Genomic DNA, 13,303 nt, shown 5'->3' with positions numbered 1-13,303 from the left:
GATCCGCGCGCCCACCCGGTCAGCCCTGCAGGCCGGCCTCGATCGCGGCGATGATGCGCGGACGCATGTCGTGGGCGTCGATGACGGCGTCGACGGACCCGACCGAGACGGCGCGGTGGATGCTGTGCACCGTGTCGAACTCGGACGCGACCTGGCCGAGCTTCTCGGCGCGCACCGAGCTGCGCAGCTCGGCGAGCTCCGTGGCCAGCCGGGCGCGCTCGACGCCGGTGGCCGACGCGACCCGACCCTCGAGCTCGGTGACGCGCGGGTCGGACGCCGTGCGGGCGTCGACGTCGCGCGAGAAGACGACGGCCGCCGCGGGCGCACCGCCGAGCACCGACGCGAACGACCCTTCGATGGCCAGCACCGTCATGCGCGGGTTGAGCGTCTTGGAGAAGACGACGAACGCGCCGCCGTGGTAGCGGGAGACGACGGTGAAGACGATCGGGCCGTCGAAGTTGACGATGGCCCGGCCGATCTCGGCGCCGTACTCGAGCTGGAGGCTGCGCATCGACTCGGGTGAGCCGTCGAAGCCCGACAGGTTCGCCAGGACGACGACGGGGCGGTTGCCGCTCGCCGCGTTGATGGCGCGCGCCACCTTCTTGCTCGACCGCGGGAAGAGCGTGCCGGCCGTGTACGTGTCGGGGCCGTCGGTGGGCGGGAAGCCGCGGCGCGGCACCGACTTGGACTCGATGCCGATGAGGCACACGGGGATGCCACCGAGGTGGGCGTCCTGCACGACCGCGGTCTCGGCGTCGGCCATGCCGGCCCAGCGCTCGAGCGGCTCGCGGTCCTGGTCGCTGACGGCCCGCATGAGAGTGCGGATGTCGAACGGCTTCTTGCGGTCCGGGTTGGTGAGCGAGCTGAAGATGTCGCCGACCGTCTTGAAGCCGGAGTCGGCCAGCTCGTGCGGGTAGAGCGTCACGTCACGGTGCGACGGGTCGCTCGTCGTGACGCGGCGCGGGCCGGACTCGCCCGGGCTGACGTAGGCGTGCTCGTAGTGCGCCATGAGGATGGCTCGGGCACCCGCGAGGTCCTTGGCCCAGTACTGCGCCTGCCCGTTCGGGCCCATGACGCGGTCGTAGCCACCGATGCCGAAGTTGTCCTCGGCCGAGACGCCGCCGGAGAAGTCGAGCGACTGCTTTCCGGTGAGGACCATGGCGCTGTCCGGCGTCATGACGAGGATGCCCTTGGTGTGCATGAGCATCGTCGCCTCGGCGTTCCAGTAGGGCTGGGCGCCGACGTTGATGCCGGCGACGACGATGTTGATCTCGCCACCCGCCTGGGTGAACTCGATGATCCGCTTGAGGGCACGGGCGACCCAGTCCATGTTCTCGGTGCCGGAGTCCATCGAGATGCGGGCACCGGCGGACAGGGAGTACCACTCGAGCGGCACCTGCATCCGCTCGGCGAGGTCGAGGGCCGCGATGACCCGGGCGCACTCGGCCTCGGCCACGGAGCCGAGCGACCGGAGCGGGTCGCCCGAGAGGACGACGCGCGTCACGCCCTCGGGGTGGCGGACCGTCGGCGAGCTGACGACGGCGACGATGATGCCGGCCTTGTTGAGGCCCTGCGGACGGTCGACGGGCACGAGCGTGCCCGAGTCGTCGAGGTCGTGCTCGAGCACCGTGCCGCCGTCGCCGGCGATCATCGACTGGAGCTCGTAGGGGTAGACGAGACCACGGCGTCGGGCCCGGACGACCTTGGAGGCGTAGTCGTCGAGCGGCTTGAGCGGCTCGGTGGGCGGGGCGCCCAGCGAGCCGGTGACGCCCGAGCCGGGCTGGTAGAAGAAGCGGCCCGCGATCGGGGCGGGCGCCTCGCCGGGTGCCCCGGCGACCTGCGCCTGCACGAGGACCTCCTCGATGCCGGCGCCGGCGGTGACGGGGGCGATCTTGCTCTGGAGCGCCGTCAGCTGGCCGAGGTCGGCCTCGATGGTCGGCCAGATCTGGACCCACACGTGGTTCATGTCGAGCCGGGAACCCTTGGCGCCGCGGCTCGCCCGGACCCGACGGATCGCCTCGAGGCAGTTGGCGATGGCGCGCTCGACGTGCGGCAGGCCCGACACCTGACCGGACTCGTCGCGCACGACGACGACCTGACGCACCTGCGCGAGGGCGACGAGGCGGTGGTCGTCGGGGTTGTCCTTGGCGACGCACTCGTAGAGCAGGACGTCCTCGGGGGCCTCGAGCCGCGTCACGTCGAAGGACGTGAGGCGCCACAGGTTGAGGCGGCGCCCGACCATGGGGTGCACGCCGCGGACGAGGCGGTCCTCGACGAGGGTGCCGTCGACGGGGCGGAAGGTGAAGTAGCCGACCGGGCGCCCCTGGCCGGCGCTCACGGCGACGGCGACCCGGCGTACGTCCTGGGCGAAGGGCAGCTGCTGGAGCAGCGCGGCGAGCTGATCGCTCGCGGCGTCCGGCGACTCGGGCTCCTGCGCCCAGCGCAGGTAGAGGTCGACGACGGACTGGAGCCCCGTGGGTCGCGACCACACGTCGTTGGAGACGGCCGCGTCGAGCGGGCTGCCCGGCACGAGCTCGTCGACCCCGCCGATCGTCGACGTCAGGTGCGTCGGACGCTCGTCGAGCGTGTAGTCGGCGACGGCGAAGGGCCGGTCGCCCTCGGAGAAGGTGCGCAGGCCGTGCAGCTCGTGCTCGCGGTAGTGCCGCTTGATGAGCACCTCGAGCATCGGCTCGTGCTCGGGCAGCCGCTCCGGCGCCTCCTCGTGGAGGCGCTCGGTGAGGAAGCGGACGATCTGCTCGGGGATCGCAGCGAGCTCGTCGATGCGCGCCGTGTGGTCGGGTGCGTCGGGCTCGGCCGCGAGCGCCGCGAGCTTGTCGCGGACCCCGGCGAGGACGCTCTGGCGCTCCTCGTCGACGAGCGGCTGGTCGAACCAGCGGAAGCGGACGCTGCGGGCGAGGTCGCCGATGACGGGGAAGCGCAGCTGGGTCGCGACGACGAGCCGGTCGAGCGCGTCACGGGCCGCCGCGTCGAGCGGCGGCGCCGGGATCGGCTCGGCGAGCCACCGCTGGAGGATCGATGTCGCGAGCTGCACCTCGGGCGCCGAACGCTGCTGCGCGAGGAAGACGCGGAAGACCGCCTCCTCCAGGTCGGGCGTGCGCTCGAAGTCGGTGACGCCGTAGTGGCGCAGGACGCGGGCGAGCTTGTCGCGGAAGTCCGCCGAGAGACCTGCGCGGTCGACGTCGAGGCTCTGGAGGTAGGAGTGGAAGTGCTCACGCGGGCTGTGGACGAGCAGCTCGGTGTGGCGCTCCTCGGCGGCCGGGCGGTTGCGGCTCAGCTCGGCGAAGTCGGTGAGCAGCTCGAGGACGTCGATCTCCTCGGCCAGCGGGATCGTGCCCTCCGCCGCGAGCTCGTCGCGCGCCGAGAGGTAGCCGGTGAGCACCCTGCGGTCGCCGATCGGGTCGCCGTCGAAGCCGAGGACGCTCGCGGAGAGGTCCTCGATGCCGCGGCCGACGCGCTCGCGCACGCTCGCCTGCCCGGCGTTGGAGTCGGGCAGGTCGAGGTCGACGGTCTCGGTGGCCACGGCCTCGGCGACCTCGGCCTCGTCGCCGGTGGGCTCGAGCCGCACGAGCGGTGCGCCGGTCTCGACCTGGCTGCCGACGGAGACGAGCAGCTCGCGCACGCGGGCGGCGAAGGGCGCCGGGAGGACCGTCTCCATCTTCATCGACTCGAGGACGAGCACCGGGGCACCGGCGGCGACCTCGTCGCCCACGGCCGCGGGGGTGGCGACGACGAGCGCGGGCGCGGGCGAGCGCACGACGCCGCCCTCGTCGCGGGACACGCGGTGGGTCACGCCGTCGACCTCGACGAGGTGGACGGGGCCGTGGGTGGCGGTCACGAGGCGGTGCGCGCGTCCCTCGACGACGATGCGGCCGGCGTACTCGTCGATGCGGTCGAGCGTCGCGTCGACGACGTGCTCGTCGCCGCCGTTGGCGATGGAGACGCGGTAGCGGTGCGACGCGGTGCGCAGCACCATGACCTTGTATGCCGTGCCGCGCAGCTTGAGGTCGATGGCGCGGCCGACCGTGTGCTGCACCTGCGGACGGCCCCCGCGGGCCGACTCGAGCAGGCGGGCCCGCTCGATGGCCTCCGCGTCCTCGTAGGCCTCGATGCCGGCGGCGACGAGCGCGACGCCGGAGTGGCGGTGCGACACGAGGCGGCCCTCGGCGCGGACGCGGTCGATCCAACCGGTGTCGGCGGAGCCGTCGATGATCTCGGGCTGGTCGAGCAGGTCGAGGATGAAGCTCTTGTTCGTCGAGCCGCCGTCGATGACGACGGTCGTCTCGGCCATGGCGCGGCGCAGGCGGGCGAGGGCCTCGTCGCGGTCGCGGCCGTGGGCGATGATCTTGGCGATCATCGAGTCGAAGTCGGCGGGGATCGAGTCGCCCTCTCCCACACCGGTGTCGACGCGGATGCCGGGACCGGCCGGGAACTGGAGCAGGCTGATGCGGCCGGGGCTCGGGGCGAAGTCGCGGTCGGGGTCCTCGGCGTTGAGTCGGGCCTCGACGGCGTGGCCGCGCTGCGTGGGGCGGCCGCCGGGCAGGTCGTCGAGACGCCCGCCGTTCGCGACGTGGATCTGGAGCTTGACGAGGTCGGTGTCGGTGACGACCTCGGTGATCGGGTGCTCGACCTGGAGGCGGGTGTTGACCTCGAGGAAGGCGAAGAAGCGCTCGCCCGGGTGGTAGAGGAACTCGACGGTCCCGGCGCCGGCGTAGCCGACTGCGATGGCGAGCCGCTCGGCGCTGGCGCGGACCTCGTCCTCCTGCTCGGGGCGCAGGACGGGAGAGGCGGACTCCTCGATGACCTTCTGGTTGCGGCGCTGCACCGAGCAGTCGCGCACGCCCACGGCCCACGCGGAGCCCTGGCCGTCGGCGATGACCTGGACCTCGATGTGGCGGGCGCCGGTGACGAGCTTCTCGAGGAAGACGACGCCCGAGCCGAACGCGCGCTGGGCCTCGTCGCGGGTGCGCTCGTAGGCATCGGTGAGGTCGGCGTCGGAGTCGACGCGGCGGATGCCGCGGCCACCACCGCCGGCGGTCGCCTTGAGCATGAGGGGATAGCCGATGCGTGCGGCTGCTGCCTTCGCGTCCTCGAGGGTGTCGACGCCGCCGCGGCTCCACGGCGCGACGGGGACGCCGACCTCCTCGGCGATGAGCTTGCTGCCGATCTTGTCACCGAGCTTGCGCATGGCATCGGGGCTCGGGCCGATGAAGGTGACGCCGACGCGCTCGCACAGCTCGGCGAAGGCGGGGTCCTCGGCGACGAAGCCCCAGCCGACCCACGCCGCGTCGACCTTCGTCTCGCGCAGGGCGCGCTCGAGGACGGCGTGGTCGAGGTAGGGGCGGGCCGAGGCCGGTCCGAGGTCGTAGGCATCATCGCTCTCGCGCACGAACATGGCCCGCCGCTCGCCCTCGGTGTGCAGGGCGACCGTCTCGATGCGGTGGCCGTCGCGACCCGCGGCGGCGTTGAGGTCCCGCACCGCGTGGATGAGCCGCATGGCGGCCTCGCCGCGGTTCACGATGGCGATGCGCGAGATCATCGGTGCTCCTTCAGACGGGGGTGGTGTCGCACCCTGCAGCCTTCCACGCCTGCCCGGTGACCGGCGAGTAGACAGGCGCGGAGTCGTCGGGTGCGTGGTTCGGCCGGTCGGTCAGGCGAGCTCGGCGACGACGGCGCGCACCATCTGACGGCCGTGCTCGGCCATTCGCGGGAAGGTGTGCCGGTAGTAGTCGATGCCGGTGAGCGACGGCGCGAGAGCCCACCCGCACGCCCGGAGCCACGTGGCGTCGTCGGGGCAGACGGTCTCGCGGTAGAGGTCTCGTGCGTCTCCCGTGAAGGTCCACAGGGCGGCGGCGACGTCGGGAGCCGGGTCGCCGACACCGAGGGCGCCCCAGTCGATGACGGCGACCAGGCGGCCGGTGTCGACGACGAGGTTGCCGGGCTGGAGGTCGCCGTGGATCCACACGGGGTCGCCCTCCCAGTCCGGGGCGGAGACGCAGATGTCCCAGGCGCGCTCGGCGGCGTCGAGGTCGAGGGCGTCGTCGTGGCCGCGCAGCCGCTCGAGGCCGGCGCGCGCCGCCGCGTCGACGTGGGAGAGCGGGGTGCCGCGCGAGCCCGGTGGCTTGGTGGGGCCGCCCGTGGCGTCGACCTCGCGCAGTCGCAGGGCGAAGTCCGCGACGTCGCGGGCGAGAGGGACGTCGTCGGAGCCGAGGCGCGGCGGGGTCGTGCCGTCGACCCAGGGGACGACCGACCACGCCCACGGGTAGTCGTCGGACGGGCGTCCGAGGTGGACGGGGACCGGCACGCCGACGGGCAGGTGCGGTGCGAGACGAGGGAGCCACCGGGCGTCGGAGTCGGCCTGCTGCGCGGCCCACTCGACCTTGGGCATCCGCACGACGAGCGCGTCGCCGAGCCGGAAGAGGACGTTGTCGGTGCCCTCGACGTCGTCGGGGAGGGCCGTCACGGGCCGCTCCGCAAGCTGCGGGCACTGGTCGGCGAGCAACCGTCGGACCAGCTCGGGAGTCGCGCGGACCTCGTCCTCGTGCATTGGCATCCCGGCACGCTAGGCGGCGAGCAGCGTCCCTGGCGACTGCTTTCCGGGCGAGGCGTCGACCTTGGGAGTACCTTCGCCTCACCGGCACAGGGGAGCGCCACGGACGACAGGGGCAGTCGCATGGACGAGACGGTGACGAGCACGACGCGGGCGGAGGCGCCGGACGGGCTCGGGCAGCCGGGGCAGCGCGGTCCGGACTCGCCTCTCAGCGGCGTGGAGCGCTCAGTGGGTCGCCCCGTGAGCGTGGGCCTCGTGCTCCTGCTCGTCATCGCCAACATCATCGGCTGGCTGTGGTTCGTGGGCCACCAGGACGAGCAGTTCCAGATGCTCCAGTCGCAGGTGGGGGCGGTCGACGTGTCCGTGCCGTCCACCCAGACCGACCCGACGCTGTGCTGGCTCTTCGGAGCGCAGGCCCGGGCCGCCGGTCACGCCAAGGAGCTCGTGGGTCAGGTGACCACGTCGGGCACCGTCGACGCGTGCATCGAGAACGTGATCCGAGGCGCCAACGGCTACGGCCGCTGACCCGGGTGCGAGGCGATGCCACCGACTGACACCGGGGGCCGATAGCGTTCTCGCCCGTGACCACGATCGACGACGTCAGGCAGGCCGTCCGCACCGCGTCCGAGGTGTCGCTCGACGTCGTCCTCGGGCCGATGAAGTCGGGCAAGAGCCTCGCGCTCATCTCGCTGCTGTCACCGCTGCAGTTCACGCGGGTGCGACACCGCGTGTACCAGTCGGAGCGGCACGTCCGCGACAGCGGCGTCACCTCCCGCAGCGGTGGGGTGCTCGCGACGACGAAGGTGCGCAGCCTGCACGAGGCCCTCGACGAGCAGCTCGACGTCGTGGCCGTCGACGAGGTGCACATGTTCGACCTCGGCGACGTCGCGGTCGTCGACCAGCTCCTGCGTCGCGGCACCCGTGTCGTCGTCGCCGGCATCGACCTCGACCACCGCGGCGAGCTCTTCGCCCCCGTCCGGGCGCTGCTCGAGCTCGGGCCCGACACCGTGACCTACCGCCGCGCCGTGTGCGACCAGTGCCGCGACTTCAGCGCCACGCACACGCAGGTCCTCCGCTCGGGCGAGCCCTTCCTCGACAGCCTCGGCGGCTCCGAGGCCCTTCCGGACGACGGCACCTTCACCTACGAGGCACGCTGCCGCTCCTGCTTCGTGCGGCCCGCGTCGTCCTGAGCCGGCGGCACCCGGGCTCCTGTCCGGCTCTGTCGCCGCGCGCACAGACACGCGTCCCCTGAACGGTCATCCTCGGGTCGAGGACGCAACGCCCTCGCTCTCGCAGAGGGAGACCGAGATGGGAACCACGACCGGACGCAGGCACCGGACCGGAACCACGCACGGCCTGAGGTGGCTGACCGTCGTGCTCGTGATGGCGCTGGCACCGGCCCTCGCGGCCTGCACGTCCGGCTCCGCCGGTGCCGGCGCCGTGACGACCCCGACCGCACGAGCAACCCCCACCGTACGAGCAACCCCGACCGTGCGAGCGACCCCGACCCTCGAGCCCGAGCGTGACGTCGTCGTTGCCGGCCGGCACCTCAAGGCCCGGTGCGCCGGCAGCGGCCCGTCGGTCGTCCTCGTGGCCGACTACGGACTGGCCATGGACGACGCGTGGGGCACGATCCCGCAGACCCTCGCGACGCGCGGCCGGGTCTGTGTCTATGACCGACTCGGGATCGGACGGAGCGACTCGGTGCCCGACCGCCAGACCTTCGCCAGCCTCGCCGACGACCTCGACGGAGTCATCTCGGGGCTCGGGCTGACACGGCCCGTCGTCGTCCTGGGACTCGCCATGGGGGCTCCGATCGTGCTGACGTGGATGAGCCGGCACGAGTCCGACGCCAAGGCCGTCGTCCTGCTCGACCCCGTCCCCCCGGGCTACTTCGGACCCACCGGCGCCCTGCTCAGGCTCCTGCCGCCGAAGGACCCGAGCGACCCTGAGCTGGGCGGCGTGTGGGCCGACCTCGGCCGCTTCAACGCGGTCGCGACGAACAAGGAGAGCCTCGACCCGAGCTCGTGGACGGCCTACGAACGGCTGCCCGTGACGTCCACGCCGCTCTACGACCTCGTCGGGGCGCAGGTGCAGCCGTGGCCGGCGGCGGTCGACGGCAGCAAGATCGACGGTGTCTGGAGGCAGTACCAGCGCCGGGTGCTCGCGCTGTCGTCGCAGGCCGAGCTCCGGATCGTGCCGAAGCCCGACGACTGGCCCGCGACGATCAGGAGCACGCTCGAGCGCGCGCTGCAGTCATGACCGAGGACCGCCCGGCGCCACCACCCAGCCGCCAGCGTCGCCGCTGACCACGAGGTCGGCTCGCTGCCAAGGACGGTCACCGGCGAGGAAGGGCTCCTCGGCCGTCATCCACTCGTCCCAGAATCGCTCGGCCTCCGCACGCGTGCGACCGAGCTCGACGTCGCGCCGCAGCCCGCGCTCGCGCGCCTCGTCACGGTCGGCCTGCACCCAGACGACCACGTCGGCGTGGAGGGCCAGCGACGCGCGGCCCGCGCCGACGCCCTCGAGGACGAGCACGCGTACGCCCTCGGGGACGGTCACGGAACCGTCGCGCCCCTGCGCGGCCCAGCCCGGCGGTCGGTGGTCGACGAGCTCGCCGCGCCGCCAGGGCCCGATGACGTGCTCGAGGGCGATGTCGTCCCACGCGGTCGCGTCGTGGTGCCAGGCGAGGTCGTCGGTGTGGACGACAGCACCGCCGAGCAGCGTCGCCGCCCGCTCGGCGAACGTCGTCTTGCCCGACCCGGACCGGCCGTCGACGAGCAGGACGCCCCGTCCGTCCGGGAGCAGGGTCCCGAGGAGCGTCTCGAGCGCGGCATCGTCGACGGGACGCCACGGCCCCGCCTCGGTCTCCTCGGGGTGCAGTCGCATGGCGTGAGTATGCCGTCCGGTCGCGTCCTCAGGGTCAGGTCGGCTCGCGCACTAACGTCCTGACCATGAGCCGACCCACCAGCGCCGTGCGCCTCATCAGGGCCGCCGCGCTCACCGACACCGCGCCCTACGCGTATGCCGCGACGACCGATGCCGGTGCCCGGCTCGTCTTCGCAGCGGGAGCCTGCCCCCTCGACGAGTCCGGTGCGACCCTTGCGCCCGGCGACGTCGCAGCCCAGGCCCGGCAGTGCGTGGCCAACCTCGTGACCGCTCTCGAGGCCGCCGGCGCGACGCTGGGGGACGTCGCCTACACGCGCGTCCTCGTGGCGACGGCCGTCCGCGAGGACCTCGTGGCGGCGTGGACCGTCGTCCACCACGCCTTCGGCGAGCACGAGGTGCCGAGCACCCTGCACGGCGTCACCGTCCTCGGCTACCCGGACCAGCTCGTGGAGATCGAGGCCGTCGCCGCGCTCAGGTAGCCGGCTCGGCCTCGTGGGTCGTGACGATGTCGTTGGCCGCGGCCCAGGCCGTGATGTCGCGCTTCTCGATGGCCGTCGCCATGAGGTCGGGGAACTGGTCGGGCGTGCAGGCGAAGGCCGGCACCCCGACGGCCGCGAGGGCCGAGGCGTGGTCGGCGTCGAAGCTCGGCCGGCCCGAGTCGCTGAGCGCGAGCAGGGCGACCATCGTCGCGCCGGACGCGACGATCGAGGATGCGCGTCGGACCATCTCCTCGGCGATGCCGCCTTCGTAGAGGTCGCTGATGAGCACGAGGATCGTCTCGCCCGGCTGCTCGATGAGGCCCTCGCAGTAGGCGAGCGCCTGGTTGATGTCGGTGCCTCCGCCGAGCTGCACGCCGAAGAGCACGTCGACGGGGTCGTCGAGCTCGTCGGTGAGGTCGACGACGGCGGTGTCGAAGACGACGAGGCGCGTCTCGACCGACCGGAGCGAGGCGAGGACTGCCCCGAAGACGCTGGAGTAGACGACGGACTCGGCCATCGAGCCGGACTGGTCGATGCAGAGGATGATCCGCCGCTCGACCCGGTGCGCCCGCCGGGCGTGACCGACGAGCCGTTCGGGCACGACGGTGCCGTGCTCGGGCTGGTAGTGCTTGAGGTTGGCCGCGATGGTGCGGTTCCAGTCGATGTCGGACGCCTTGGGGCGCCGGGTGCGTGAGGCCCGGTTGAGCGCGCCGGAGACGGCCTGGACCGTCTCGGAGCGGAGCCGCTCCTCGAGCTCGTCGGTGACGACGCGGACGACCGCCCGCGCCGTGGCGCGCGACCGCTCGGGGATGACGCGGCCCAGCCCGACGAGCGTCGTGACGAGGTTGACGTCGGGCTGCACGGCCTCCATGAGCTCGGGCTCGAGGAGCAGCTGGGTCAGGCCGAGGCGGTCCATCGCGTCGTGCTGCATGACCTGCACGACCGACGACGGGAAGTATCCACGGATGTCGCCGAGCCAGCGCGCGACGCGCGGCGCCGACGCCCCCAGACCGCTACGGCGCTCGCCGTCGTAGAGCTCGCGCAGGGCCTCGTCGCGCTTGAGGTCGTCGGGGTCGAGGCTCGCGCCCTCGCCGATGCCGTCGGACTGCTCGCCGCCGAGGACGAGGCGCCAACGGGTGAGCCGGTCGCGGTCGGTCATGACGCCACCTCCATCCCGAGCAGGCGGGCGACCGCGGCGATCGCCGGTGCCGCCCGGTCGAGGTCGAGCGAGTCCGTCGACGACGGGGTCGTACGCGTGCCGCTCGCGAGGTCGCGCAGGTGCGTCCCGATGAGGCGGCGTTCGGCGGGTTGGTAGCGCGAGAACGTGCGACGCACGAGGGGCAGGAGGTCCTCGAAGGCCTCCTCGGACGCACCCACGAGCCACTCGTCGATGATCGAGAGCAGGTCGTCGCCGTGGATGAGGAGCAGCGCCTCGCCGGTGAGGAAACCGTCGAGCCAGGCCGCGGCGGCCGGGGCCGGGGTGCCGGGGGAGAGCCGGCGGCTCAGGCGCGCGGCCGCCTCGTCGTGCGTGAGGTGCGAGCCGTCGAGCAGCAGCCGGTTGACGCGTCCGGCGACGGCGCCGTGGATGACCTCGTCGCGACCGACGGTCACGAGCGCGTCGGTCCACGGGTCGCGCAGGTCGTCGCGGTCGACGAGCGCCACACCGCGGTGCGCCGCCTCGACAGCGGTGCGCATGGCGGCCGCGCTGTCGTCGTCGAGGCTCGAGCACGCGGCGCGGAGCCCGACGGACGCACGCACGACGACGGTCTGGAGCACGTGCGCCACGTCGGCGACGTCGACGCCGCGCACGTCGCCGTAGCGGCACGTCCGCGCGAGCGGCTCGACGGTCTCGAGCAGGGCCTGGGTGTCGTGCTGTCGGGCCGTGCGCTCGGCCAGCGCGGCCACGACGGCGCGCAGTCCCTCCGGCAGGTCGGCGAGCAGGCACTCCTCGATGAGCCGCCCGAGGACGCGGAGGTCGGCCGCTGCCCCCGCCTCCTCGGCGATGCGGGACTCGGCGGCGCTGCGGACCGTCGTGCCGTGGAGGCTCGCCTCGATGACGGCGACGGCGAGCTCGGGTGTCCACTCGAGCTCCCAGGCCTCCTTGAAGGTGCCCGTCGTGCGGCCGGCGTCGACCTGTGTGCCCCACGGGACGTCGAGGACGGCGAGTCGGTGCAGCAGCACCGACCGGGCGAGCTGGGACTCGCGGCGGAGGTCGAGCTGCACGACCGTCGAGGTCGCGGACGCCTTGAGCCGCAGGTTTCTCTGCTGCTTCGCGAGGTCGCCGGCCAGTGGCACCATCGGCGTCGACTCGGGCACCCTCCCGAGCAGCTCACCGATGACGAGGGTGCGGTCGACGAGCCGCAGGGGCAGGTCGGAGCCCTCCGTGAGGACCGCCCGGGCCGCATCGGTCAGCTCGGCGAGCCCGACCGACGGCCTGCCCCGCACGGCGGCGAGCGCGCCCGCGAGACGGGTCGCCTCGACGACCGAGGCGGTCGACGCGTCGAGATCCTGGCCGCGCAGGGCCCGGGCGACGCGGACGAACCACGACGGCACGACCTCGTCGTCGGGGGTGACGAAGAGGTGGTGGTACCACCCGGGCGAGCGGACCCCCGCGCCGTAGCCACTGGCATACGACAGGCGCTCGGAGCTCCACGGCGCCCACGTGGCGGCGACCTTGATCTTCGGCAGCTTGCTCATGAGCGCGTTGTCACGGCTGGCCGGCGGGAAGGATGCCGGGTCGAGAGCCGGGGCGTGGTAGGCGCCGCAGACGACGGCGATGCGCTCGCGACCGCCCCGCATCTCGGCACGGATCACTTTGCGCATGAACGCCTCTCGCCGCGCGTCGTCGTCGACCTCGAGGTCGCCCCGGACCCCCTCCATCGCCTCGCGCAGGTGGGCGAAGTGGGCGAGAGACGACGTGCGGCGGTGCTCGACGGCGTCCTCCCACCAACGCTCGGGGTCGTCGTAGCCGGCAGCCGACGCGAGGGCCGAGATGGGGTCGAGGCGCCGGCCCGGACGACGCGGAGCGTCCTCGGCGTCGCTGTCGGCGAGGTGGTGCGTCGCGGGCAGGTCGGCGAAGCGGACGTCGACCCCGTGCTCGAGGGCCCACCGCAGCGCGACCCACTCGGGGGAGAAGACGGCGAACGGGTAGAACGCCGCAAGCCTCGGCTCGTCGACGGCGTAGACGAGCCCGGCCACCGGCGGCACGAGGTCGGGGTCGGCGGCGAGCGGGATCAGCGCGTCGAGCTCGGGCGGCCCCTCGATGACGACGACGTCGGGCAGCAGCTCGTCGAGGGCGCGCCCGACGGAGCGTGCGGAGCCCGGACCGTGGTGCCGGACGCCGAGCACCTCGACACGAACGTCCACC

General features: G+C 73.2%; 9 protein-coding genes. 4 read left to right on the top strand and 5 right to left on the bottom strand.

The features are described 5' to 3' along the window. Window positions 1-19: 19 nt before the first annotated feature. Window positions 20-5,557: an ATP-binding protein gene (locus ASH01_RS10200; protein ID WP_056775002.1), complete on the bottom strand. Its 5,538-nt coding sequence runs from the start codon at window positions 5,555-5,557 to the stop codon at window positions 20-22. Between the two features lie 111 nt (window positions 5,558-5,668). Next, on the bottom strand, window positions 5,669-6,571 hold the full coding sequence (locus tag ASH01_RS10195; protein WP_056775000.1) for an aminoglycoside phosphotransferase family protein: 903 nt from the start codon (window positions 6,569-6,571) through the stop codon (window positions 5,669-5,671). A gap of 120 nt (window positions 6,572-6,691) precedes the next feature. Between ASH01_RS10195 and ASH01_RS10190 the strand changes: the two genes are divergently transcribed. The 3 genes from ASH01_RS10190 (at window position 6,692) to ASH01_RS10180 (ending at window position 8,830) form a co-directional block, all read left to right on the top strand. Continuing rightward, complete coding sequence (locus tag ASH01_RS10190; protein WP_056774997.1) at window positions 6,692-7,093, top strand: hypothetical protein; 402 nt, start codon at window positions 6,692-6,694, stop codon at window positions 7,091-7,093. Window positions 7,094-7,149: 56 nt separating this feature from the next. Continuing rightward, window positions 7,150-7,758, top strand: a complete 609-nt coding sequence (locus ASH01_RS10185) for a thymidine kinase (protein WP_082619646.1) — start codon at window positions 7,150-7,152, stop codon at window positions 7,756-7,758. Between the two features lie 118 nt (window positions 7,759-7,876). After that, window positions 7,877-8,830, top strand: a complete 954-nt coding sequence (locus tag ASH01_RS10180) for an alpha/beta hydrolase (protein ID WP_056774993.1) — start codon at window positions 7,877-7,879, stop codon at window positions 8,828-8,830. On the opposite strand, the gene ASH01_RS10175 is transcribed toward ASH01_RS10180, so the two are convergent. Next, window positions 8,825-9,457 carry a uridine kinase family protein gene (locus tag ASH01_RS10175; RefSeq protein WP_200961782.1) on the bottom strand — a complete coding sequence of 211 codons (633 nt, stop codon included), beginning with the start codon at window positions 9,455-9,457 and terminating at the stop codon, window positions 8,825-8,827. The genes ASH01_RS10180 and ASH01_RS10175 overlap by 6 nt on opposite strands. Before the next feature lie 65 nt (window positions 9,458-9,522). Here ASH01_RS10175 and ASH01_RS10170 point away from each other — a divergent pair, with 65 nt between their 5' ends. Then, complete coding sequence (locus ASH01_RS10170; protein ID WP_056774991.1) at window positions 9,523-9,936, top strand: RidA family protein; 414 nt, start codon at window positions 9,523-9,525, stop codon at window positions 9,934-9,936. Here the strand turns inward: ASH01_RS10170 and ASH01_RS10165 are convergent. Further along, complete coding sequence (locus tag ASH01_RS10165; protein ID WP_056774989.1) at window positions 9,929-11,095, bottom strand: VWA domain-containing protein; 1,167 nt, start codon at window positions 11,093-11,095, stop codon at window positions 9,929-9,931. The two genes, ASH01_RS10170 and ASH01_RS10165, sit on opposite strands and share 8 nt — an antisense overlap. After that, complete coding sequence (locus tag ASH01_RS10160) at window positions 11,092-13,302, bottom strand: DUF5682 family protein (protein WP_056774985.1); 2,211 nt, start codon at window positions 13,300-13,302, stop codon at window positions 11,092-11,094. The genes ASH01_RS10165 and ASH01_RS10160 overlap by 4 nt, the downstream gene beginning before the upstream one ends. Window position 13,303: the final 1 nt, after the last annotated feature.

Source organism: Terrabacter sp. Soil811, from assembly GCF_001429655.1.
Classification (GTDB): Bacteria; Actinomycetota; Actinomycetes; order Actinomycetales; family Dermatophilaceae; genus Terrabacter.
The sequence above is the reverse complement of the archived record's forward strand: the minus strand, read 5'-3'. Positions and strand labels throughout refer to the sequence as shown.

What these genes read in the sequence shown, in the direction of transcription:
- ASH01_RS10200 (WP_056775002.1), bottom strand. Translation starts at nt 5,557, where the DNA reads ATGATCTCGCGCATCGCCATCGTGAACCGCGGCGAGGCCGCCATGCGG.
- ASH01_RS10195 (WP_056775000.1), bottom strand. Translation starts at nt 6,571, where the DNA reads ATGCCAATGCACGAGGACGAGGTCCGCGCGACTCCCGAGCTGGTCCGA.
- ASH01_RS10190 (WP_056774997.1), top strand. Translation starts at nt 6,692, where the DNA reads ATGGACGAGACGGTGACGAGCACGACGCGGGCGGAGGCGCCGGACGGG.
- ASH01_RS10180 (WP_056774993.1), top strand. Translation starts at nt 7,877, where the DNA reads ATGGGAACCACGACCGGACGCAGGCACCGGACCGGAACCACGCACGGC.
- ASH01_RS10175 (WP_200961782.1), bottom strand. Translation starts at nt 9,457, where the DNA reads ATGCGACTGCACCCCGAGGAGACCGAGGCGGGGCCGTGGCGTCCCGTC.
- ASH01_RS10170 (WP_056774991.1), top strand. Translation starts at nt 9,523, where the DNA reads ATGAGCCGACCCACCAGCGCCGTGCGCCTCATCAGGGCCGCCGCGCTC.
- ASH01_RS10165 (WP_056774989.1), bottom strand. Translation starts at nt 11,095, where the DNA reads ATGACCGACCGCGACCGGCTCACCCGTTGGCGCCTCGTCCTCGGCGGC.